A 22,326-nucleotide genomic window follows, 5' to 3' on the forward strand; every position below is an offset into this window, starting at 1 on the left:
CCGGAAAAGCCCCGACCGCCCGTCCAGCATGCGGACGGGCGGCCGGGGCCTGCTTCGAACCGGGGCGGCCGCTCCTGGGGTGCCCCGGCGGCTCAGCCGGCCATCGCCTCCAGCAGCGACTCCTGCAGCGCGCCGAGCCACAGGTAGGCCATCACCAGCGGCTTGCGGTCGTCGCTGTCCGGCAGCTCGTAGAGGCCCCGCTCGTCCTCGTCGGTGACGTCCAGGCGGACCCCGAGGGTCAGCCGCAGGTCGTTGAGCGCGCCCAGCCAGTGCCGGCACCCGACGACGTCGAGCTCGACCGTCCCGTCCTCGCCGCCCAGGCCGTCCAGGGTGCGCACGGTGTACAGCGCGTCCTCCCGCTTGCGGGTCCGCAGGTCCGGCTCGGTGAAGCGGCGGAACTCCCCGGCCGCCTCCCGGGCCTCCGGGTCGGCCGGTCCGGCGGGATCCCCGTAGGCATCGGGGAAGAGCCGCGCCAGCGCCGGGTCCGCGGGCGCCTCGGTCGGCCCCTCCGCGAACAGCGCCGCCAGCGGGTCACCGCCGTCCCCGCCCGGGCCCGGCCCGATCAGCTCCAGCATCTGCACTTCCAGCGAGCGCAGGATGGAGGCCTCCAGCTCGTCCAGCGCGAGCACCGCGCCCCCGTCACCGGCACTCTCGAACAACCCAGCCATCGGTATCGGTCAGCCCGTCTTCGTCTTCGTCGCCGTCATCGTCGCCGTCGTCACCACTGTCACCCCAGCGGGCGCCGCGGCCTCAGTCGTGCTGCAGGGTGGCCCAGAGACCGTAGCCGTGCATCGCCTGCACGTCGCGCTCCATCTCCTCGCGCGAGCCGCTGGAGACCACGGACCGGCCCTTGGTGTGCACCTCCATCATGAGCTTCCTGGCCTTGTCCTTCGGATAGCCGAAGTAGGCCTGGAAGACGTACTGGACGTAGCTCATCAGGTTGACCGGGTCGTTGTGCACGATGGTGACCCAGGGGGTGTCCGGTTCCGCCACCGGTACGCCCTCGACCTCCGGGCGCTCGATCTCCACGGGCGCGACACTCACCGCGGGGTCCCTCCTGTCGCCTGGCTCTCCAGGTGGCTCCCACCTGGCCGTCACGTGGTTTGCACGTGCCCCTTCAGCCCCATGCTGCCATCCGGGGGACCTCGGGGCGATTCCGCCCCCGGCCCCACGACCCGGTCCCGGCCCGCCCGCGGACCGTCCCCGGCCCGCCCGCGAGGGGCCCGCGAGAGGCCCGCCGACGCGCCCGCCGACGATCCGCCACGAGAAATCGTCACTCTGACGCTAAGGGGTAGTAGCATCATCCTCATGGACGCCACTTCCGTGACTGCGGCCGGCTCGACCGCGCTGCTCACCGACCGCTACGAGCTCACCATGCTCCAGGCCGCCCTGCGCAGCGGGGCGGCGCACCGCCGCTCCGTCTTCGAGGTGTTCACCCGCAGGCTGCCCGCGGGCCGGCGCTACGGCGTGGTCGCCGGCACCGGCCGGGTCCTGGACGCCGTGGAGAGCTTCCGCTTCACCTCCGCCCAGCTCGACTGGCTCGCCGGCGAGCGGATCGTCGACGAGGAGACCCTGCGCTACCTCGCCGACTACCGGTTCACCGGCGACATCCACGGCTACCCCGAGGGCGAGGTCTACTTCCCCGGCTCCCCGCTGCTCACCGTCGAGGGCAGCTTCGCCGAGGCGGTGATCCTGGAGACGGTGATCCTCTCGATCCTCAACCACGATTCGGCGATCGCCGCCGCCGCCTCCCGGATGACCTCCGCGGCCGGCGGGCGCCCGGTGATCGAGATGGGCGCCCGGCGCGCGCACGAGCGGGCCGCCGTCACCGCCGCCCGCGCCGCCTACGTGGCCGGCTTCACCGCCACCTCCGACCTGGAGGCCGGCTTCACCTACGGCATCCCGACCACCGGGACCGCGGCGCACGCCTTCACCCTCGTCCACGACAGCGAGCGGGACGCCTTCCGGGCGCAGATCGACTCGATGGGCCGGGGCACCACCCTGCTGGTCGACACCTACGACCTGCGGGAGGCCGTGCGCACCGCCGTCGAGGTGGCCGGCCCCGAGCTGGGCGCCGTGCGGATCGACTCCGGCGACCTCACGCTGCTCGCCCACCGGGTCCGCCGCCAGTTGGACGAGCTCGGCGCCACCGGCACCCGGATCATCGTCACCTCCGACCTCGACGAGTACGCGATCGCCGCGCTCGCCGCCGCCCCGGTGGACGGCTACGGCGTCGGCACCAGCCTGGTCACCGGCAGCGGGCACCCGACCTGCGCGATGGTCTACAAGCTGGTCGCCCGGGCGGCCGGTCCGGACGGGCCGCTGGTCCCGGTCGCCAAGCGCTCGGCCGGCGGCAAGACCAGTGTCGGCGGGCGCAAGTGGGCCGCCCGGCGGCCGGACGCGGACGGCGTCGCCGACGCCGAGGTGGTCGGCACCGGACCGGTCCCGGCCGAGCTGGCCCCGCACCTGGTGCAGGTGCCGCTGGTCAAGGCCGGCGAGGTGGTCGGCCGGGAGCCGCTGGAGGCCGCGCGCGAGCGGCACGTCCGGGCCCGGGCGGCGCTGCCGCTGTCGGCGACCCAGCTCTCCAAGGGCGATCCGGTGCTGGCGACCGAGCTGCAGGTGTGACTCCGGGGTCGGCGGGGCGGGGCGGGTCCGCGCGGCGCCGGTCGGCGCGACGGTTCGTCCACGGGCCGACGGGCCGGGCCCTCCCCGGGCCTTCCGCCCCCGGATGCCACTGCCTACAGTCGACCGTAGAGTTCCCCTCACACAGGGCCTGAGGTCCCCTCACGCCCCCTCCCCACGTCCTCCGCAGGACCCCACCGGACCGAGGAATACCAGCCATGCACCGGGCACTGATCGTCGTCGACGTGCAGAACGACTTCTGCGAGGGCGGCAGCCTGGCCGTCGCGGGCGGGGCCGAGGTGGCCGCCGCGATCACCGACCTCATCGCCGAGTCCGCCCCCGGCTACCGGCACATCCTCGCCACCCGGGACAACCACATCGACCCGGGCGACCACTTCTCCGACGAGCCCGACTTCGTGCACAGCTGGCCGGTGCACTGCGTCGCGGGTACCGAAGGGGTCGGCTTCCACCCGAACTTCGCGCCCTCCGTCACCTCCGGCGCGATCGAGGCGGTCTTCGACAAGGGCGCCTACGCCGCGGCCTACAGCGGCTTCGAGGGCGTGGACGAGAACGACCGGGGGCCCACGGAGTGGCTGCGCGAGCGGCAGGTCACCGAGGTGGACGTGGTCGGGATCGCCACCGACCACTGCGTCAAGGCCACCGCACTGGACGCGGCGCGGGCCGGGTTCCGCACCCGGGTACTGCTCGACCTCACCGCCGGGGTGGCCGCGCCGACCACCGCCGCCGCGCTGGACGAGCTGCGGGCGGCCGGGGTGGAGCTGGTCGGCACCCCGATGGTCGGGGGCTGAGCCGGGCCCCGTCCCGACTGTTCGGACCTTCCGGCGGCCGCGCCGGCCGCGCCGGGCTCCCGGGCGCTCACCGCTCGGTGACCAGCAGTTCCACCACGTCGGTGCCGCCCAGCCGGAAGGCCTCCCGCAGTTCGGCGCCGACCGCGTCCGCGTCCCCGGCCAGCCGCGCGCCGGAGACGTACACCACCCGGACCCCGAGGTACTCCATCCGGTGCTGCCCGCCGCGCACCCAGGCCGCCTCGCCCTCGCTGACGCAGCGCAGCTCCGAGTCGACCTCGACCGCGACACCCGCCTGCGGCCAGTAGAGGTCCGGCACGGCGACGTAGGTGCCGCCGCGCATCCGCAGCTCCGGGGAGGTCAGCGGCACCGGCAGCAGCCACTCGTCCACCAGCTCGCCGACGCGGTCCAGCACCCGGTCCCGGTCGGCGGCCAGCAGGCCGTCCAGCACGGCCCGCACCCGGGGGTCGGCGGTCAGCCCGGACTCGGCCAGCTCGGCGGCCAACTCCCCCACCGGACAGTGCAGCTCGGGCCGGCGGACGGCCTCGGAGAGCACCTCCCGGACCGGCGCGGGCGCGAACACCCCGGCGCCGGCGCCGGCCGCCCACTCGGCGGAGGTCCACTCGCGCAGCGCGTCGGCCACCGCCCTGGCGACCGGCGCACAGGCCAGGCCGTGCACCGAGCGTGCCACCAACTCCCGCTCGGTGCGCCGGATCCGCACCTCCCCGGCGTCCTTCAGCCGGCGCTGGCGCGGCACCAGCACGTCCACCCCGGTGACCGCCGGCAGCCGGGGCACCGCGGCGAAGCCGTACAGCGCGAGCGCGGCCGCGCCGGTGATCACCGCCCCCTCCCGGCTCCCCTCCTCCCGGCCGTTCTGCGCCGCGTACAGCAGCGCGGCCCACATCCGCTGCTCCGGCGAGGGCTCGCCGGACTGCATCAGATAGACCCGGGGGAGCAGCCGCTGCCAGGGCCCGCCGCGGCGGCAGTGCTCGCTGACGACCCGGGACGGCACGCCCCTGGCGCGCAGCTGACCGGCGGTGAGGACGTTCTGCTGACGGCGCGCCAGCTCCTCCAGGGAGGGCGGCGGCGTGGGAATCCGGTAGCTCATGCCGACACCATCCCCAACGCTCCGGGGCCTTTCCCGGCCGCCTGACGCACTGTTACCCAACCGTCGCGAAACCGGGACCAGCCCGCACTAAAGTCCTCATACCCTCACCCATTCGGAGGAATGGGTGATCATCGTCTTGTCATACTCGATCACTCTCGATCGACCACCTGGCCGTCTGACCGTGCGTGACCAAGCACATACGGCAAAGTCACCTCCGGGCGTCACTCCAGCCCGCCGGATTGCCTACCCTTAGTACATGTCACGTGACGAGACCGCCGGCCTCCGCGCGGCCCAGCTCCGCCTCGGACGCCTGCCCGGATACGTCCGCCGGCCGGACCCGGCCCGCCGCAGCGGCGCACAGGGCCATACTTACAAGAAGGGTTGGGAGGTCCGCTTCACCGCGCGCAGCGAAGCGGAGATAGCCGAGATCCGCGACCTCGTGGTCGCCGCCGGATTCGCGCCCGCCCGCCCCTTCTTCAAGGGCCACCAACTGATCCAGCCCGTCTACGGGATGGCAGCCGTCCAGGCCTACCTGGCGGCTAGACAGGCGGCCGAGGAACAAGCGGCGCGCACCGCCCCCGGACGGGTCCGAGGGGCTTCCGGGGCGGCCCGCCTGCGAACGGCCACCAGGGCCGCGCACGAGGCCGCCGAGGGCACCGCGCACGAGCTGCGCGAGCTCCGGGAGGACCCTGGCCGCGAAGCCGCGGAGCATCCCGCCCCGGGGCCCGCCGCCCGGGACGGTGCGGCCGCGGACCGTACAACGCCGGACCGTACGGCCGCGGGCCGCGGTGCCCCGGACGGCGACCCGGCGGGACGCGGGACCGCGGACCACGGCACGGCCGACCTCCGCCCCGAGGACCTCCGGGGCCGGGAGCACGAACGGGAACGGCTGGCCGTGGCCGAGGAAGTGGCCCGCACCGCAGGGGCCGCGGCTGCGGCGGCCGCGCGGCGCGCCCGCCGCCGGGCCACCGACACCTTCCCCGCCCAACTCGCCCGGGGCACCGCACCGGACGACCTGACCGCTCCGACGAAGACCCGCAATACAACCTGACAGTTCGTCAACTCTCTGCTCGTACACGGCGATCCGCCGACGAAGGGCCGGGCACGCGGGATGCGTGCGACGGGGCCGGCCCACCGCCCCACCCCATCCGGAACCGCTCCGCCAGGCCGCTGCCCGCGTCATCGCCGCAGCCCGGCCCGGCCCACCCAGCGCGCGAGCGGTGGTGCGCCCGGTGGTGCGGGCGCGGCTTCGCGCCGCAGGCGTGGACGGGAACCGCCGAACCGCTTACGGTGGCACATCACACCCCCCGCGGTGGCGCACCGACCGATCCGCCACCACCGCCGTGCCACCCCGCTGACCGGCCACGAAGCACCGCACCCCAGCCTCTGACACCACTGCGCAGCACTCCACGCCCCTCCGCCACCGCCGCACCGCACGCCGGACCCCACCCGGCCACCGCCGGAACCGGCCGCACGGCGACTCCTTCCGGGCATTCCATCCGATTGGTAACCCAGCGCACCGAGCGCCTACCGTAGAGTGAGCACAGATGATCGACCGTCAGATGCCCATCTCACTTGCCGAGAAGCCGAGATGACCCAACGCCACGACAGCACCGCCGAGCCACCCCCGGGGCCCGGCGAACCACCCGCCGTACCGCTGGAGTTCGCGGCCTTCTGCGAACTGCACCGGCCGCGGTACCTCAGCTACGCCCGGGTCTGGCTGCCCGACCCGGACCGGGCGACCGGCGCCGTCCAACAGGCCTTCGCCGAAATCGCCGTCGAGTGGCGCGAATTACTGGGGAGCTCGAATCCCACCGCGCACGCCTGGCAGATCCTGCGCGCCACCGTCGACGAGCACACCCGGCAGAGTGGCTTGCCCGCCGCCCGCCCCGCCGCCCAGGACCGTCCCGGCCACGCCGCCGACGACGATCTCGCGATCCTGCACTACGTCGTCGGTCTCGCTGCGCCCGAGATCGCCGACGTCATCGGCACCGACACCGCCAGCGTGGCCGGCCGGCTTCGCCGCACCATGCTGCGTGAGGCCTCCGGCTGGTGAGCCGCCGCCCGGGCCCGCCCCGGACCGACCCGGCCAGACCCGGACCGCTCGGGCCCGCCCACGGGCCCCGTGCTCAGACCTGCTCGCCCGTCACGTCGTACAGGTGGTGGACCGGGTCGTGGATCAGGTAGCGGGCGAACGACTCCACCGTGAAGCGCGCCCCGTCGGAGCGGTTGCCGGTCCGCGCCCACCGCGCGCCCGCCACCCCCTCGAACGCCGCCGCCAACGCCTCCGCAGCCTCCGCCAGCTCCACCGCCACCACGGTCGGCCGCTGCTCGCCGTAGCGCTCGGCGACCGCCGTCGCGTCCTGGTCCCAGTTGGCGAACAGCGGGTCGTCCTGGTCCAGCATCAGGTCCAGCCGGACGCGGAACAGCCGGAAGACATCGCGGACGTGACACGCGTATTCGAGGTCCGACCAGATCTCCGGACGCGGACGACGGCGCAGCGCCTCCGGGTCGCCGCCCAGCACCGCCGTCCAGCCGGCCGCGTTCGCCCGGACCATCCCGGCCACGTCCTCCCGCACCACGGCGCCGGCGTCCAGCCCGCAGTCGGCGCAGGGCTGCTCCAGCACCCAGGTCCAGTCCTTGGTGTCGGGGACGATCGCGTCGGCGGCGGCGTCCGCGGTGACGGCGGCTGCCGCGTCCGCGGTGACGGCGGGCTCGGGCGAGGTGTGCTCGGAATCGGTCATGCGCCCAGGATGGCCGCGCCCCGACCGCCCCCACCAGCGGCGTCAGCGCCAGCGGCCACCGAAATCCTGCCAGCCCTACCGCTCCGCGAGCTCGAAGGCCTGCCGCGCGGCGAGCAGCTCCGCCAGATTCGCCCGGCTCCACTCGCACACCGCGTCCATCGGCCCCAGCAGCGTCCGCCCGAGCGGCGTCAGCGCGTACTCGACCCGCGGCGGGTTCTCCGGGAACTCCGTCCGCTCCAGCACGCCGTCCTGCTCCATCGACCGCAGCGACTCGGTCAGCACCTTCGCCGTGATCCCCACCAGCGGCACCCGCAGCTCCGAGAAGCGGCGCGGGCCGCCCTCCAGACAGCGCAGGATCCGCCAGGCCCACTTCTTCCCGCCCAGCACCGGAACCGTCGGCACGGGGCAGTCCGGGTCGAAGAGGTCCGGTGGCAGCGGCGCGGGCACGGTCCGAGTCATCCCCCGACCGTAACCGAACAGAGGTCCCCGCCGGTACCGTTGAAGTAACCGGCACCCCCCGGTCTACCGTCACCGCGACGGCGGACGGCCCCCCTGGCCACCGCCCCTGACCCACCGACGGAGACCGCCATGAACCGCACCCCCGCCACCACCACCGACCTCGTCGTCTTCGGCGCCGGCGGCCAGGTCGGCCGCGCCGTCGTCGCCGAGGCCCGACGCCGCGGACTGACCGTCACCGCCGCCGTCCGCGCCCCCGAACGGCACCCCGACCTGGCCGGCCCCGGGATCACCCTGGCCCCCTGCGACGTCACCGACCCCGCCGCCGTCACCGCCACCGCCCGGGGCCACGCCGCCGCCGTCAGCACCGTCTACACGCCCGACGTCCCCGCCGGCGACTTCTACCCCGCCGCCACCCGCGCCCTGATCACCGGCCTAGCCACCGCGGGCGTCCACCGCCTCGTCCACGTCGGCATCGCCACCACCCTGGAAACCGCCCCCGGGGTCGCCGTCCACGACGACCCCGCCTTCCCCGAGGCCCACCGCGCCTTCTCCCTCGGCCACGCCGCCGCCCTCGACCTGCTCCGCGACTCCCCCGCCACCCTCGACTGGGTCGTCGTCACCCCGCCCCTCGACCTCGACCGCACCGCCCCCGGCACCGGCCACTACCGCGTGGGCGGCCCCCAGGTCCTCGGCGACCGGATCGCCCAGGCCGACCTCGCCACCGCCGTCACCGACCAGCTCACCGGCCCGGCCGCCCGCCACCGCGAGCAGATCGCCGTCGCCGAATAGCCCCTCACCCCTGCCGCGGCGGCGGATACCCCTGGTACGCCGCCGCGGCCGCCCGGTCCCGCCGACGCCGCCCCCGCACCACCAGCACCGCCACCACACCGCCCACCAGCACCGCACCGGCGACCCCCGCCGCCCCCACCAGCACCCACCGCACCCCGCGGTTCCCCCCGTCCGCCACCGGCGCCACGGCCTCCGGCGACTCCCACGCCTCCTCCGAGGGCGGCGGCACACTCCCCTGCGACTCCACCCGCCCCACCAGCGGATTCTCCCGCGACCCCCCGTCCACCGCCGGATTCACCTCCAACGCCTTCCCCGGCGCCAACACCCCGTACCCGTACCGGTTGCTGGGCACCGCCGACCCGTCGCCGGGCGCCGAGGCGGACTTGATCATCCGATTGATGACCTGCCCGGCGGAGAGCGACGGGTACTTCGCCCGGATCAGGGCGGCGGTGGCGGAGACGTAGGCGGTGGCGTCGGAAGTCCCGTTACCGATGCCCTGCGCACTCGTCGACTTGGCGCCGGCCTGGGGAATGTCCGCGCCGGGCGCCACCAGGGTGGTCTCGGGGCCGACGTTGGACTTGCTCCAGAGTTGGCCGTTCCGGTCGACGGCTCCGACCGCGACGACCCCGGGGAAGGCCGCCGGGTAGAGGACGGAACTCGTCTCGTTGCCTGTGCTTGCCACCAGGACTACGTCCTTGTCTACCGCGTACTTGACGGCCGCACGCGCCTCGGGATCGGTCCCGGAAACTCCACCGATGGACATACTGATGACGCTCGCACCGTGGTCGGCTGCATAGCGGATCGCCATGGCGAGCTCCGACCGCGGCGAGAGCGACTCCCCCTCCATCGGGATCCGAACCGGAAGGATCTTGGCCTTGGGAGCCAGACCCATGATGCCGGCCCCATCCCCGTGACCATGGCCAGCGATGAGGCTGGCCATACCGGTTCCGTGGCCGTCAGCGTCCACCGTGCCGTCGGTGTTCGCCCCGGTGAAGTCCTTACCTGCCAGTACCTGTCCCGTGAGGTCTCGATGGTCCTTCAGCACACCGCTGTCGATGACCGCGACCGTGACACCGTCCCCCTGCGAGACCGGCCAGACAGCGGACTCGGCCCGGTACGTGGCAAGCGGCCACTGAGAGTCCCTCACGCTGTCGGCGCGGGACGCCCCAGCACCGACCGCTGCCAGCAGCACCCCCGCCAACACGGCTGCCCCGCGACTCAGACGCCAGCCACTCAAGCCCTGCCACCCCACTCAGCGCAGAGGCTGCCCCAGGTCCGAACGACCCGCAGGGCAACCGATCGATTGGCCCGGGCCCGAAGGCCGACCGTCATTCCACCACGTTCGGATTTGCGGGCTCGTCGGACGCCCAGGTCTCCTCGTCCTCGACCAGGTAGTCGGGACGTCGCCGCTTGTTCTCCTCGTCCTTCCTTCCTCTGCCGGAGCTGCCGAGGGGCATCAAAGGCGCCTGCGTCGAAGGACTCCTGCCACCGGTCTCCGGCTGGATCCGCCCGCGCGCTCCCAACCCCGAGCCGCCTTCGGTGAAGGCTTGCTTGCCTCCGCCACCCTTACCGGGCCGGTCACCGACACCGACGACCGTGCCTCCGGCGCGCCCGGCTGCACCTCCGGCAGTGCCTCTCCCCCGGGCAGAACCAGCGCCGGCGGTCCCGCCTCCACTCATGCCAGGCACGCCCGCCGCACCGAAGGCTGCACCACTGCGACCAGCGGCGTTGCGGCCTGATACCCCTTCCTTGCCGGCCCGCACAGCCTCAGGTCCTGATGTGTCGCGCCGAGCCCCCGAGCCGGTCCCTTGGCTTCCGACGGGAGTGAAGGGCTGCACCGTCCCGCTCGGATGAGGAGATGTGCCGCCAGTTCCCTGCGACGCAACCGGCTGGGCCACAGGGCTGTTCGGCAGAACTTGATTGCCACCGCTCCCCGGCGTACCGAGCAGGGACGTACTGCTCGGGTCCGGCCTCCTACCGGGCGCCTGAGAGAAACCGGGCTCGGTGCCGTCCACTACCGTTCCGGAACCGAAGCTCACCGGCGCGGACTTGGGTGGCGGAATGGCAACCCCACCTTTGACACCGGGGTCGGAGGGAGCAGGCGGTGGCTTCGAGAACGACGGACTCACCGGCCGGGAGGCCGAGCTTCCAGTACTGCCCGTCTGAGGATCCACTACTCCCGTACCCCGCGAACGGGAGGCGGGCGCCGTACCCGGCCCGGGACTGCTTGCCCCGACGCCGCCGAGAAAGCCACCCACAGCCGCGTATCCACTCGCTCCGGCGTCGCCGTCCTCAGGCAGATCCGTGTAATCGGCCTTCTCTCCCGGCTTCGGCAGCCGCCCCGGGGGTGGGGGTGGCTTCAGCATGGGGGCTGCGGTGCGGTAGTGCATGGCGAGGGTTTGGAGGACGGTGGCGGCTTCGGCCTTCTTCTGGTTGGCGATGTCGGTGCGGGCGTCCTCGTCGTCGGCGCCGAAGAGGGAGGAGAAGGTGTCGCCGACGCCGTCCTTGAACTGGGCCCAGCCGCTGGGTTCCTCGGGCATGTTGCGTTTGGCCTCGGCGATGGCCTCGGAGACCGCCTTGAGGGTGATGGCCGCGTCGTTGGCGTAGGAGGCGGCGGTGTTGATGGTGGTGGCGAGGTGGAGCATGCGGGTGTGGAAGGCGTCGCTGGTGCTGCCTTCCCAGGTGGTGGCGGCCTCGGTGCTGGCGCGGGTAAGGGTCGTGCGGATGGCCTTGAGGGTGTCGGCGGCGCGGCGCCAGGGGTCGGCGGCGGCCATCACCTCGCCGGGGTTGAGGGCCTGGACCATGGCGCGGAGTTCGGCGTGGCTGAACTGCCGGAAGTCGGTGTACTTCATCGGACGCCCTTCCCGTCGTCGTGCCGGGCCGGGGCGGTGGTCCGGGCGTAGGCGGCGGTGCTGGTGGCGGAGGGGTTGGCGACGGACCAGCCGTCGTCGCCGAGTTTCAGCTTGGTCCTGGTGCGGTGTTCCTGTTCCTCGTAGTTGGTCGCGGTGAGTTCGGCCTTCTTCTGGGCCTCGTCGACGGCTTCCTGGAGCTGGTCGAGGACGTCGCGCAGGCCGTCGCGCATGGTCTGGTAGCGGCCGTGCAGGTCGGTGGCCTCGGCGAAGGTGCCGAGGGCCTTGGGGCCGATGCCGCTGCGGCCGTGGGTGGCGGTGCCGTCCGCGTGGTGCTGGAACTCGGCGAGGAGCAGCCGCACTTGGGCGGCGAAGGCGCGCAGTTGTTCGACCTCGACGCGGTAGCCGCGTCCGGCTCCGCCGGTCGATCCCGTTCCGTTTCCCGTTCCGCTCCCCGTTGCCACTGCGGCGCCTCCCCCGTGCGTCCGGCCGGTGTGTCGTTCACGGTTCTGGTGATCCGGTCATGTCTAACACACGATCCGGGCCCCTGGCGTGCCGTCAGTTCACGTCCGAGGTCGCGCCGGTGGCGCCGGTGGCGGTGAGGGCGGCGAGGGCGCGGCGGCAGAGCGAGTCGGCGTGCCGGGTGGTTTCGGGGAGGCGGTAGTGGGGGGTGAGGGCGAGGGTGGTCCCGACGGCTTCGGTGAGGCCGATGCGGTGTCCGACGGAGACGAAGACGGGTTTGACGCCGGCCCGGGTGCGGACGGCGCTGCCGACCTCCTCTCCGGTGGCCGGGTCGGTGAGCGGGGTCCGGTCGCCGCGGTCGGGGCCGGGGGGCTGGTGGTCGAAGGTGAACGGGGTCTTGGCGACGCCGAGGGTGCGCAGGCCGGTGAGGACGCCGAGGTGGCTGGCGAGGCCGAGGCGGCGCGGGTGGGCGAGGCCGTAGCCGTCGCAGACGACGGTGCCGGGGCGGTGAGTGAGGGCGTCGAGGGCGTCGAGGACGGCGGGGATCTCGCGGAAGGCGAGCAGGCCGGGGATGTAGGGGAAGGCGATGCGTCCGGTGGCGGTGGCTTCGTCGACGACGGCGAGGGTGGCGCGGTCGAGCACCACGGCGGCCGCGACGACGAGGTCCCGTTCGTCGTCGTAGGCGACGTCGACGCCGGCGATCAGCCGGTCGTCGCCGACCGGAACGGAGGAGGCCGGAACGGAGGAGGCCGGGGCGGCGGCGAGCGCCCCGGTCGGCCGGACGAGCGGGCGCAGGCGTTCCTGTTCGGCGAGCGCCTCGGCCTCGGTGGTGGGCCAGTCGGCGGGGATGGGCACGGCGGTTCCCCCTGGTGCGTGGTGCGGTGGTGCGGTCGGGCCCACGGTACCGAGCGGGGCGGACGGGCTCGGGGGCGGTTCCGTGAGCCCGTGCGCCCCCCGTGCCCCGGGCGCGCCGGGCTAGCCTGGACGGAATGCCGCGGACGACCGCCGGAACGCTCACCGGGGCGGCCGGCGTCCGCCCCGGCAACGGCCCGCTCGTTCCCCCCGACGCGCGAAGGACTCCGCCATGTCGCACCGCCCGACCACCGCGCAGTTCGCGCTCGGTGTCTTCACCGTGGTCGCCGCCACGGTCGCCCTGCTGGCCGCCACTGGTGTCTCGGGCGTCCTGGGGGTCGCCGTGGTGGTGCTCTTCGCGCTCGCGCTGGGCACCCTGGTGACGGTGCTCGCGGCGCCGACCCCGCACGCGGCCGACCGGCGCGCGGAGCACCGCACGCCGGTCGGCGGGCACGAGTAACAGGCCACTCGGGCCGGCTCAGGCACCTCGGGCCGGTCGGGCCGGTTCAGGTCGTGGAGACCACCACGGTCCGCGCGGCCTTGTCGTGGATGCACTGCCGGTACGGCTTGTCGAACACGCCGAACAGGCCGTCGATCAGCCACCAGAGGACGGCGCAGCAGAGCACGGCGGGCAGGATGAAGACCGCCGCCCTGGTCCAGGCGGCCGACTGGGTCGGGGTGTTGCCGTCGACCAGCATGGCGACCCGGACCTTCATGGCCTTCTTGCCGAGGGTCTGGCCGTCCCGGCCGAGCATCACTCCGTCGTAGACGAGGTAGAGCCCGCAGGCGAGCCAGAACGAGCCGGCCGAACCGGAGCGGTCGGTGAGGCTGGCGAAGGGCAGGATCAGGATCACGGCGACGGCCTGGACCAGCACGTAGTCGATCAGCCGGGCGACGATCCGGTTGGGCCAGGTGCCGAGCGGGGGCATCCCGGGGACGGGGCCGCCGCCGGGCGTGCCGTATCCGGCGGGGCCCTGCCCGGGCGGCGGCTGGTCGTAGGGCGACTGGCCGTAGGGGCCCTGGCCGCCGGGGGCTCCGCCGTAGGTGCCGCCGTACGCGCCGGGGCCGCCGGCTCCGGGGCCACCGGGGGGTGGCGGGGTGCCGTACGGGTCCGACGGCGCACCTTCCGGCGTGCCGCCGCCCTGCTGCGGGGGCTGCTTGCCGAAGGAGGGCTTGCCGCCCCCCTCCGGCTCGGGGCCTGAGGGGTCGTAGGTACTCATTCCCCGAGTAGAACATCACGCATTCTGTGGATTCGGGATATTCAGTCCGTTTTGTCAGCCGAGGCAGCCGCCAGGGCAGGACTCAGAGCCGGACGACCCGGGTGCGGGCCGCCCGGTCGTGCCAGCCGCGCCGGGCCGGGCGGTCGAACAGCGGCCAGAGCAGGCCGACCACCAGCAGCGCCGACACCTGCCCGACCAGCCAGCGGACCAGGGAACGGCCGAGCCCGGGACGGTCCGGGACGGCGGCCGAGCCCGCCCGGGCCGTGGCGACCACCCGGATCCGGGCGAGCCGCTTGCCGAAGGTCTGGCCGGTGCGGGCGGTCGGCAGGGCCTCGTAGAGCAGGCCGACGAAGAGCAGGATGCCGAGCAGAACGGCGACCTTGCCGAGCACCGTGCCGTCCACCAGCCAGACGTCCACCTGACGGCGGGTGAGACTGCTGGCCATCCGGGCCTGGTCGAGCTTGCGCTGGAGGTGGGCCTCGACGGAGCGGCCGAGCGGGACTCCGGCGGCGACGGCGACCACGGCCAGGACGGCGGTGTCGACCAGCCGGGCGACGAGCCGGCGGCCGAGGCCGGCGGGGCGGGGCGCCGGTGCCGCCCCGGTGCGGCGGCGGGGGGAGGCGGACGACGCCCGGGCGGGCGCCGTGGCAGCGGCGGTGACGGCGGGAGCGGCGGGAGCGGCGGGGACCGGACGGCGGGCGGGAACGGCGGCGGCCGGGGGCGGCTCGACGGCCTCCACCACATCCACCGCCCCCTCCTCATCCGGCTCCGGCCGCACCGGGGACTCCACGACGGCGGACGGCACCGGGGCCGCGACCCTCGCCGCCGGGACGGAACGCCGCTCGTCCGGGCCGGAGGTGACGGGCGACGCCGGCCCCGAGGGCGGCACGGAAGCCGGTTCGGAGGCCGGTACGGACATCTCGACCACGGCGGGCACCTCGGCAGCCACCGCGCCGGACGGCTCCTCCCCGCCGGGGAGGACACCCCAGGACACCCACCGCGGCGCGGTCCCCGTCTCCATCAGGCCTCGCTGCGCCCGGGGGTCCACCTGCCAGCCGGCCGGCTCCGGTGCCGGCTGGGCCGGCGCCTCCGGTACGGGGTCGGGCACCGGTCCCGCGGTCCCGTCGACCACCACCGGCTCCCCGCCGCGGCGGAACACCGGGCCGTTGCCCGGGGCCGCGAAGGTGAACGACGCCCCGCCCGCCGTCCGGTCCAGGTACACCGGCCCGGTGTCCCCGCCGGACGCCGGTTCCGGCACCGGCACGGACACCGGCATCGACACGGACACCGGCACCGGCTCGGCGGCCACCGGCGGCGGCACGTACCGGGCCCCGGCGCCGGCGCCCGCGGCGGCGGGGCGGCGGGTCGCGTACCGGGGCGGCTCCAGCACCTCGCCCTCGGCCGGGGCGGCCCTGCTGGTGCCGGGCACCCAGGCCGAGCCGCCCCAGTAGCGGACGAAACCGGGAACGGACGGGTCGGGGTAGTAGCCCGGCGCGGGGCCGACGGCCGTCTCCGTGCTGCCGCCGGCGTGGGGCCGGTCCGTCATGGGGGTCTCTTTCCTGGCAGGGCCGATGCGGCTCGCCCGGCGAGCGGGGTGCGCGACGGTGGCACGGGCGACCCGGATGGCTCCGCCGTCGGCGCGCGCGAGGGGGTGCCGCCGAGGAGGCGGACAGTCGCCGGGCAGTCACAAAGCGTAGTACCTCGGCGGGGGCGCGGTGCGAAGTTGCCCATTCGGGGGACAGCCCGGGGCCGCCCACGGTAAGGAAGACGGCGCACATGCCCGACCACGCGCCCGCCCTGCCCCATTCACCACTCCGTGCACCCCCGGCAACGGACCCGCCGCGGAGTCCCGCCCTAAGCGTCCGCCCCCGCACCCGCCCGCCCGGACGTCCGCCGGGAATCCCGGGCCGAAGAAATTCCGGAAACCCGTGTAAGAGCGCTCCCGGGCCGCGCTCTCCCAGGTGACAGGGCCCGACACCGGGCACGAACCGCAGGCAGAGAGGAACCCGATCATGGAGCGCCCGACGAGCGTGGTCGAGCACGAGCTGGAGCTCAACCTGGTGCTCTCCCCCGAGCACAGCGTCCCCGTCCCCGCCCGGCTGTCCTACGGCAGCCACGACCCGTACGCCGTGCACATCACCTTCCACCTGGACACCGGCTCGCCGGTGACCTGGGTGTTCGCCCGCGAGCTGCTGGTGGAGGGCACCTTCCGGCCCTGCGGCCAGGGCGATGTGCGGATCTGGCCGACCCGGTCGGGACGGCGCAGCGTGCTCTGCCTGGCGCTGAGCTCCCCGGCCGGGGACGCGCTGCTGGAGGCGCCGCTGCCGGTGGTGGCCGCCTGGCTGGAGCGGGCGCACCGGCTGGTGCCGCCGGGCAGCGAGATGGCCGCGCTGGACATGGACGGCTCGCTGGCCGAGCTGCTCGCGTGAGGCGTCGCGTCCCGGCCCGCCGCACGGATCGGCCGGACCGGCGGTGCCTCACCGGCGCCCGTCCGGCCCTCCCCGGCGCCCGGGCCGAGTCAGCGGGCCGCGGGGGCCTGCTGACGCTCGCGCGCGGACTCCGACGAACCGCCGTCGCGCTGACCGGGCAGCGCGGTCGGTGCCGCCCCGGCCGCCAGGCGCCGGGCCCGTACGCGTAGCGCGGCGGCCAGCAGGAAGCAGATCCCGACGAGCGGGTAGACCGAGGTCGGGATCTGGTGCAGCGGCGACAGCTCCAGCACCAGCGCGCCCTTGGGCTTGGCGAGCCACATCGCGAACGACAGGAAGGCGATCAGCGTGGCCCCGAAGGCGAGCCGCCAGCGCAGCTTGCGGACGGCGGCCGGGCGGGCCCGTTCGACCGCGGCCTCGCAGCCGAGCAGCACCAGCACGGGCACGCACCAGACCCAGTGGTGGGTCCAGCTGATCGGCGAGATCAGGACGGCGGTGACGGCGGCGCAGCAGACGCCCCACGCCTCGGAGCGCGCCAGCCAGCGCGAGCTGCGGGCGGCCCAGGTGGCGACGCCGAGGCCGGCCACCGCGACGGCGACGGCCACCAGGGTGCCGGTGAGGCCCGGTGCGGGGGTGTGCAGCAGCCGGGCGACGGCGCCGCTGAGCGCCTGGTTGTCGACGACCTCGGTCTTGCCGACCCGCGAGGAGTCGTAGAGGTACTTGGTCCAGAAGCCCCAGGTGGCGTCGGGCAGGACGAGCGCGCCGAGCAGGAAGGTGCCGAGGAAGGTCGCGCCGGCCACGAACGCGGCCCGGATCCGGCCGGTGAGCAGCAGGTAGACCGCGAACAGGCCGGGGGTGAGCTTGATGCCGGCGGCGATGCCGATCGCGACGCCCTTGCTGCGCTTCCCGTCGGGCCGGGTGAGGTCCCAGAGGATGAGGCAGGCCAGGGCGAGGTTGATCTGGCCGTAGCGCAGCGTGGTGTAGACGGGTTCCAGCCAGACGCCGGCGCCGGTGACCAGGATCACGCCGATCGCGCGGAGGTCCCGGCGCGGCCAGCCGACCAGCTTGAACGACAGGTGGGCGAACAGCGCGAGCAGCCCGAGGTTGCAGAGCGTGATCGCGACCCGCAGGAACGGCACCGGGAACCAGGTCGTCGGCACGAACAGCATCGCGGCGAACGGCGGGTAGGTGGCGGGCAGGTTCCACTGGGTGACGCGCAGACCGTAGAGGTCCCCGCCGTTGACGACGGCGGCGCCCTCGGCCCGGTAGACGATCATGTCGACCATCGAGGTGTGCGCGAAGTGCCGCACCACCGCGTAGCCGAGCAGGGAGACCAGCGCGAGCAAGGACACGATCAGCAGCGGGCGGCGCGGGGCCTCGCGCAGGGCGCGGACGGGCGCGCCGAGGGCCGAGCGCAGCCGGTCCGACAGGGGGGCGGGCGTCAGGTCGGGTGGGGTGTCCACCGCGCCGCGCTCGTCTTGCACCGCTGTCACTTCTCGCTCCGTCCGCCGATCGGCCAACCAGCGACGATACCGGATGCCCGACGAACGGGTCGGGTCGATCATCGTCACGGAGAGTGATGACTGGGGAATTGGAGCCGGCCGGCCGTGCCCCGTTGCGGTCGGGGCACGGACGGCCGGCGGACGGATCCGCAGGGTGCCGCGCGAGGTCGGCGGACGCGGCGGGCCGGTCGGCGGTGGCCCGTCACGGGCCCGGCGGGCCGGTCAGCCGGTGTAGGCGCCCAGGGCCCGGGTGAAGTCCAGCGGCTGCTGGACGATCGAGCTGCAGCTCGCGTCCGCGTACGCCTTGGCGCCGCCCTCGCAGGCCTTGTCGCGGGTGCCGGACCACATCGCCAGCCAGGCCAGGTGCTTGCTCCTGGCGAACTCGGCGAGCTGCTTGGCGTCGGCGACGGTGAAGACCTCACTGGCCACGTCGTTGACGCCGATCATCGGGGTGACCGCGACCCGGCGCCAGGCGGCCGCGTCGTCCAGGCCGAGCACGCTCTTCACCTGCGCCTGGGTGGCGGTGGCCGCGGCGATGGCGTAGCTGCCCATCCGGCCCTGCGGGTCGGGGGCGACCCCGTCGCCGTAGTCCATCGCCATGATGTTGACCGCCCCGATCGTCACACCGTTGTTCTTGGCGTCGGCGACCAGGTCGACGCCCTCCTGGGTCAGCCCGGAGGGGAGCGCGGGGAGGGTGAAGGAGACGTCCAGGGCCTTGCCCTTGGCGGCGGCGTTCTTCTGCAGCTGGGCGACGGCCTGGGCGCGCCGGGTGTTGGCCGCGGTGTTGGCGATCGCGCCGCCCTCGACGTCGAAGTCGAGCCGGGTGAGGCCGAAGGCGTCGACGGTCCGCTGGTAGACGGCGGTCAGGTCGGCGACGGAGGAGCAGGCGAGGGCGAGCTCGCTGCCGTTGGCGCCGCCGAAGGAGACCCGGACGTCGCCGCCGATCGCCCGCAGGGCGCCGATCCGGGCCGCCACCGCGTCGTCGGCGAGCTCGGTCACACCGCCCCACTTCGGGGTGCAGCCGCCGCCGGAGACGACGAAGGCCAGGGTGAAGTCCTTGACCCCGGTGGCCTTGGCGGTGGCGACCAGGTCGTACGGCGGGTAGAGCGAGGTGTCGACGTAGGGCGCGAAGCGGCCGCCGCCCGCCGGGGCGGGGGTGCCGGTCGCGGTGGCGGTGGGCGCCGGGGTCGTGGGCACCGGGGTGGTGGGCGCGACGGTGGTGGTAGTGCTGGCCGTCGGGGTCGGAGTGGTCGGCCGGGCGGTCGCGGTGCCGGTCGGGCTCGGCGCCCCGGTGGTGGGCCGGGCGGTCCCGGTCCCGGTGGCGGTGGCCGAGGCGGAGGCCGTCGCGGTCGCCGGGACGGAGGCGGACGGCGAGGTGGACGCCGAGGCCGACGCGCTGCCGGTCGGGCGGCCGGACGGGGTGGGCACGGTGCCGTCCCCGGCCTTGCAGGAGGTCTTGTTGATCAGGCAGTTGCCCGGCTCGGCCTGGGCCGGGCCGGTGCCCTGGGCGACGTAGCCGACCACGACGCTCCGCCCGGGCTCCAGCCGCTTGCTCCACGACTCGGGCCGCACGGTGATGTGCCCGCCCTCGGCGGTGAAGGTGGCGTTCCAGAGCGAGTCGATCTTCGCGCCGGCGGGCAGGTCGAAGGTGAGCGTCCAGTCCTCGATCGCGTGGTCCGCCGGGTTGGTGACCAGGTACTGGCCGGTGTAGCCGGAGTCCCAGCCGCTGGTGCGGGTGTAGACGGCGCCGAGCGGGGCGGCACTGGCCGAGGAGGCCAGGACGACGACACCGCCGGCGACCAGGGCGGCGGCGACCGCCGAGGCGCCGAGCACCGTGCCCCTGCGGCTGCGCCGACGGCGGCCGCCGGGGCGGCGAGGGGGCTGCTGGGTCGTCATGGGGCGTACCTCCGGGGCTGGCAGATGCGCGGTCGGGGGGTGACCGGCGCGGCCGACCCGGACGACGCTAGCGGGACGGAATGGCCGGAATCCGTCTGCTGAGCCAGGGGTAGAACTCCCTTACGGCGCGCTTAAGAAAGAGGTCCGCGTCCAGCCCCCGGCCCGGGCCGGCGCCGAAACCTTTCTTCAACCGCTCCACGGCGCCCCTGCTCAGCGCGCGAACAGCGATCCCCGGCCACGGCGCCGACCGGTCCGGGGCGGGAGGATGCCGTCCGGCCTGGACCGCAGCCGCAGCCGGATCTCGGCCCCGCCCAGCACCGCCGACCGGCCGAGCGCGAGATCCCCGCCGGTGGCCTCGGCGAACTTGCGGACGATGTCCAGCCCGAGCCCGGTCGAGCCCTCGCCGCCGTGGCCCTCGCCCCGCTTCAGGGCCGCCTCCGGATCGGTGAAGCCCGGGCCCGCGTCGCCGACCAGCACGATCACCGAACTCCCGGTGGCCAGCACGTCCACCGAGAAGGCGGTGCCGACGCCCGTGTGCCGGAAGACATTGCCGAGCAGCGCGTCCACGGCGGCGGCCAGGTCCCCGCGCTGGACCGGGACCGGTGTCTCCCGGTCCGCGCCGGCCAGCTGCCAGCGGCGGCCCTCGTCCTCGGCGAGCGCCGACCAGAAGCCGACCCGCTCACGGATCACCTCGGCCGCGTCGCAGCCGACCGTGACGGCGGGCGCGTCCTCGGGTGCCCGCCGGGCCGAGCGGATGATCTGGTCGACCTCGCGCTCCAGCTGCGCCACCGCGTGCCGAGTGGCGTCGGCCGCGTCGCCCTCGCCCAGCGAGGCCGCGTTCAGCCGCAGCACGGTCAGCGGGGTGCGCAGCCGGTGCGACAGGTCGGCGGCCAACTCCCGCTCGGCGGCCAGCAGCTGGACCACCCGGTCGGCCATGGCGTTGAACGCGTGGGCGGCCTCCCGCAGCTCCTCGGGGCTGCCGGCGGCCTGCTTGCCGTCCACCGGCACCCGGACCGCGAGGTCGCCCGCGCCGAGCGAACGGGCCGCGGCGGCGAGCCGGCGGGCCGAGCCGACGATCCGGGCGCCCATCCGGTCGGCGACCAGCACCGAGACGGCGACCAGGCCGAGCGCGACTCCGGAGAGCACCTGCCAGGCGGTGGCGACGCCCCGGGTGAGGTCCCCGTCGGCCACGAACACCTCGACCACGGCGGTCCGGACGGTGTCCACCGCGACCGGCTGGAGCAGCGCGTAGCCGCCCGGGACCTCGACGGTGAACGAGCGTCCCTGGCCCCCGGCGCTGGCCACATCGGCGGCCAGCGCCCGGACTTCACCGATGGTCGCGCCGGCGGCCGGCCCCGACCCCGCGCCGGCGGCCGCCGCCGTCCCGTCCGAGACCTTCCCCGCCGGGGCCGTCCCGCCGGAGGCCGTCCCGCCGGGTGCCGAGGCCACCCCGCCAGCGGCGCCGCCCGGTCCCGGCAGCGCCCCCGCACCGGCCCCGTCCGCCTCGGCCGGCGGCAGGTGCACCGCCATCCGCCCCTGCGCACCGGCGTCCGTCGAGGCCACCGCCCGGGCTATGGCGTCCTGGTCGGTGGTGATGGCCAGGGCCGGGCCGAGCGCCGCCGCCTGCCGCTCCGCGGCCGTGAACGCCCGGTCGCGGGCGGTCTGCTGGACCATCAGGCCGAGCGGGATGAGGAAGGCCAGCGCGACCATCGTGGTACCGGCCACGGCGGCCTTGATCAGGGCCCAGCGCAGCGAGTGCCGCAACCGCCTCATGTCCGGCGCTCCACCGGGACGGGCCCGGGCCCGGCGGGATGCCCGGACGCCTCCAGCCGGACCCCGACCCCGCGCACGGTGTGCAGATAGCGCGGGCTGGACGCCGTCTCCCCGAGCTTGCGGCGCAGCCAGGACAGGTGCACGTCGATCGTCTGGTCGCCGCCGTAGGTCTGCCGCCACACCTCGGCCAGGATCTCCTTGCGGGGCACCACCACGCCCGGGCGGGCGGCGAGGAAGGCCAGCAGGTCGAACTCACGCCGGGTCAGGTCCAGTGACCGCCCGTCCAGTGCGGCCTCCCGGCGCTGGAGGTCGATCGCCAGCCCGCCGACCCTGAGCACCTGGCTGACCGGCGCCGCCCCGCCGCCGAGCCGGCGCAGCACGGCGGCCATCCGGGCGCTGAGGTGCTCCCCGGAGAACGGTTTCACCAGGTAGTCGTCGGCGCCGTCGTTGAGCAGCCGGACGATCTCGGCCTCGTCGTCGCGGGCGGTGGAGATGATCACCGGGACGTTGGTCAGACCGCGGATCATCTTGAGCGCCTCGCTGCCGTCCAGATCCGGCAGTCCGAGGTCCAGGATCACCAGGTCGCAGCCGACCTGGGCGACCTCGCGCAGCGCCTCCAGGGCTGTGCCCACGCTGCGGACCGCGTGGCCGGTGTCGGACAGGTGGCGGATGAGGGCGGATCGCACGAAGGGGTCGTCCTCGACCACGAGCACTGTTGCCATGGGGCTGCACGGTACGGCATCGGCCCCGAATGGTCTGTACCTCGGGGTCGCCCCGGGCAGCGCTCCGTGAACCTTCGGGAAGGGTTCGCCCGGAAC

22 protein-coding genes are annotated in these 22,326 nt (G+C 74.8%); 7 read left to right on the forward strand and 15 right to left on the reverse strand.

The annotated features are described in order from the left end of the window. Positions 1 to 92: 92 nt before the first annotated feature. Positions 93 to 668: a DUF2017 domain-containing protein gene (locus VR45_RS06215; protein ID WP_045938664.1), complete on the reverse strand. Its 576-nt coding sequence runs from the start codon at positions 666 to 668 to the stop codon at positions 93 to 95. An 82-nt stretch (positions 669 to 750) separates the two neighbouring features. Beyond that, positions 751 to 1,044 carry an ATP-dependent Clp protease adapter ClpS gene (gene clpS, locus VR45_RS06220; protein WP_030394235.1) on the reverse strand — a complete coding sequence of 98 codons (294 nt, stop codon included), beginning with the start codon at positions 1,042 to 1,044 and terminating at the stop codon, positions 751 to 753. A 264-nt stretch (positions 1,045 to 1,308) separates the two neighbouring features. Here clpS and VR45_RS06225 point away from each other — a divergent pair, with 264 nt between their 5' ends. Beyond that, a complete protein-coding gene (locus tag VR45_RS06225) occupies positions 1,309 to 2,625 on the forward strand; it encodes a nicotinate phosphoribosyltransferase (RefSeq protein ID WP_045938665.1) in 1,317 nt (438 codons plus the stop codon). A 215-nt stretch (positions 2,626 to 2,840) separates the two neighbouring features. Further along, positions 2,841 to 3,431 carry an isochorismatase family protein gene (locus tag VR45_RS06230; RefSeq protein ID WP_045938666.1) on the forward strand — a complete coding sequence of 197 codons (591 nt, stop codon included), beginning with the start codon at positions 2,841 to 2,843 and terminating at the stop codon, positions 3,429 to 3,431. Positions 3,432 to 3,498: 67 nt separating this feature from the next. Here VR45_RS06230 and VR45_RS06235 read toward each other — a convergent pair whose 3' ends face one another. Continuing rightward, the gene (locus tag VR45_RS06235) at positions 3,499 to 4,536 is read right to left on the reverse strand and encodes a hypothetical protein (protein ID WP_052708871.1); all 1,038 of its coding nucleotides are present in this window, start codon (positions 4,534 to 4,536) and stop codon (positions 3,499 to 3,501) included. Positions 4,537 to 4,792: 256 nt separating this feature from the next. Between VR45_RS06235 and VR45_RS06240 the strand changes: the two genes are divergently transcribed. Together VR45_RS06240 and VR45_RS42085 are read left to right on the forward strand one after the other, a co-directional pair. After that, on the forward strand, positions 4,793 to 5,587 hold the full coding sequence (locus VR45_RS06240; protein WP_045938667.1) for a hypothetical protein: 795 nt from the start codon (positions 4,793 to 4,795) through the stop codon (positions 5,585 to 5,587). 540 nt (positions 5,588 to 6,127) lie between these two features. Further along, on the forward strand, positions 6,128 to 6,592 hold the full coding sequence (locus VR45_RS42085; RefSeq protein WP_052708872.1) for a sigma-70 family RNA polymerase sigma factor: 465 nt from the start codon (positions 6,128 to 6,130) through the stop codon (positions 6,590 to 6,592). A 73-nt stretch (positions 6,593 to 6,665) separates the two neighbouring features. Here VR45_RS42085 and VR45_RS06250 read toward each other — a convergent pair whose 3' ends face one another. Beyond that, entirely contained in the window at positions 6,666 to 7,280 is a 615-nt protein-coding gene (locus VR45_RS06250; protein WP_234325852.1) for a DinB family protein, read from the reverse strand. Between the two features lie 75 nt (positions 7,281 to 7,355). Continuing rightward, positions 7,356 to 7,739: a helix-turn-helix domain-containing protein gene (locus tag VR45_RS06255; protein WP_045938668.1), complete on the reverse strand. Its 384-nt coding sequence runs from the start codon at positions 7,737 to 7,739 to the stop codon at positions 7,356 to 7,358. Positions 7,740 to 7,868: 129 nt separating this feature from the next. On the opposite strand from VR45_RS06255, the gene VR45_RS06260 reads away from it, so the two are divergent. After that, on the forward strand, positions 7,869 to 8,528 hold the full coding sequence (locus tag VR45_RS06260) for an NAD(P)H-binding protein (RefSeq protein ID WP_045938669.1): 660 nt from the start codon (positions 7,869 to 7,871) through the stop codon (positions 8,526 to 8,528). Positions 8,529 to 8,532: 4 nt separating this feature from the next. On the opposite strand, the gene mycP is transcribed toward VR45_RS06260, so the two are convergent. The 4 genes from mycP to VR45_RS06280 all read right to left on the reverse strand — a co-directional run bounded on the left by mycP (position 8,533) and on the right by VR45_RS06280 (position 12,694). Beyond that, a complete protein-coding gene (gene mycP, locus VR45_RS06265) occupies positions 8,533 to 9,780 on the reverse strand; it encodes a type VII secretion-associated serine protease mycosin (protein ID WP_078896271.1) in 1,248 nt (415 codons plus the stop codon). 76 nt (positions 9,781 to 9,856) lie between these two features. Beyond that, positions 9,857 to 11,380 (reverse strand): hypothetical protein, encoded by a 1,524-nt coding sequence (locus tag VR45_RS49960; RefSeq protein ID WP_159394126.1) that lies wholly within the window; start codon positions 11,378 to 11,380, stop codon positions 9,857 to 9,859. Then, the gene (locus VR45_RS06275) at positions 11,377 to 11,841 is read right to left on the reverse strand and encodes a hypothetical protein (protein ID WP_159394127.1); all 465 of its coding nucleotides are present in this window, start codon (positions 11,839 to 11,841) and stop codon (positions 11,377 to 11,379) included. The genes VR45_RS49960 and VR45_RS06275 overlap by 4 nt, the downstream gene beginning before the upstream one ends. A 94-nt stretch (positions 11,842 to 11,935) precedes the next feature. Beyond that, positions 11,936 to 12,694: an endonuclease V gene (locus VR45_RS06280; RefSeq protein ID WP_078896272.1), complete on the reverse strand. Its 759-nt coding sequence runs from the start codon at positions 12,692 to 12,694 to the stop codon at positions 11,936 to 11,938. A 229-nt stretch (positions 12,695 to 12,923) separates the two neighbouring features. On the opposite strand from VR45_RS06280, the gene VR45_RS06285 reads away from it, so the two are divergent. Next, positions 12,924 to 13,151: a hypothetical protein gene (locus VR45_RS06285; protein WP_045938674.1), complete on the forward strand. Its 228-nt coding sequence runs from the start codon at positions 12,924 to 12,926 to the stop codon at positions 13,149 to 13,151. Between the two features lie 46 nt (positions 13,152 to 13,197). Here the strand turns inward: VR45_RS06285 and VR45_RS06290 are convergent, their stop codons facing one another. Then, on the reverse strand, positions 13,198 to 13,911 hold the full coding sequence (locus tag VR45_RS06290) for an RDD family protein (protein WP_045938675.1): 714 nt from the start codon (positions 13,909 to 13,911) through the stop codon (positions 13,198 to 13,200). Between the two features lie 82 nt (positions 13,912 to 13,993). Further along, complete coding sequence (locus tag VR45_RS42090; RefSeq protein WP_052708873.1) at positions 13,994 to 15,457, reverse strand: RDD family protein; 1,464 nt, start codon at positions 15,455 to 15,457, stop codon at positions 13,994 to 13,996. A 466-nt stretch (positions 15,458 to 15,923) separates the two neighbouring features. On the opposite strand from VR45_RS42090, the gene VR45_RS06300 reads away from it, so the two are divergent. Continuing rightward, entirely contained in the window at positions 15,924 to 16,340 is a 417-nt protein-coding gene (locus tag VR45_RS06300) for an SsgA family sporulation/cell division regulator (RefSeq protein WP_045938677.1), read from the forward strand. 89 nt (positions 16,341 to 16,429) lie between these two features. On the opposite strand, the gene VR45_RS06305 is transcribed toward VR45_RS06300, so the two are convergent. From VR45_RS06305 to VR45_RS06320, 4 genes are all read right to left on the reverse strand, one after another. After that, positions 16,430 to 17,830 (reverse strand): glycosyltransferase 87 family protein, encoded by a 1,401-nt coding sequence (locus VR45_RS06305; RefSeq protein ID WP_052708874.1) that lies wholly within the window; start codon positions 17,828 to 17,830, stop codon positions 16,430 to 16,432. Between the two features lie 231 nt (positions 17,831 to 18,061). Next, positions 18,062 to 19,735 (reverse strand): cellulose binding domain-containing protein, encoded by a 1,674-nt coding sequence (locus tag VR45_RS06310; protein WP_045938678.1) that lies wholly within the window; start codon positions 19,733 to 19,735, stop codon positions 18,062 to 18,064. Positions 19,736 to 19,945: 210 nt separating this feature from the next. Then, positions 19,946 to 21,508 (reverse strand): HAMP domain-containing sensor histidine kinase, encoded by a 1,563-nt coding sequence (locus VR45_RS06315; protein WP_052708875.1) that lies wholly within the window; start codon positions 21,506 to 21,508, stop codon positions 19,946 to 19,948. Next, the gene (locus VR45_RS06320; protein WP_199925909.1) at positions 21,505 to 22,230 is read right to left on the reverse strand and encodes a response regulator transcription factor; all 726 of its coding nucleotides are present in this window, start codon (positions 22,228 to 22,230) and stop codon (positions 21,505 to 21,507) included. Before VR45_RS06320 ends, VR45_RS06315 begins: the two co-directional genes overlap by 4 nt. Between the last annotated feature and the right edge of the window lie 96 nt (positions 22,231 to 22,326).

This window comes from Streptomyces sp. NRRL S-495 (assembly GCF_000966955.1).
Lineage (GTDB): Bacteria > Actinomycetota > Actinomycetes > Streptomycetales > Streptomycetaceae > Kitasatospora > Kitasatospora purpeofusca.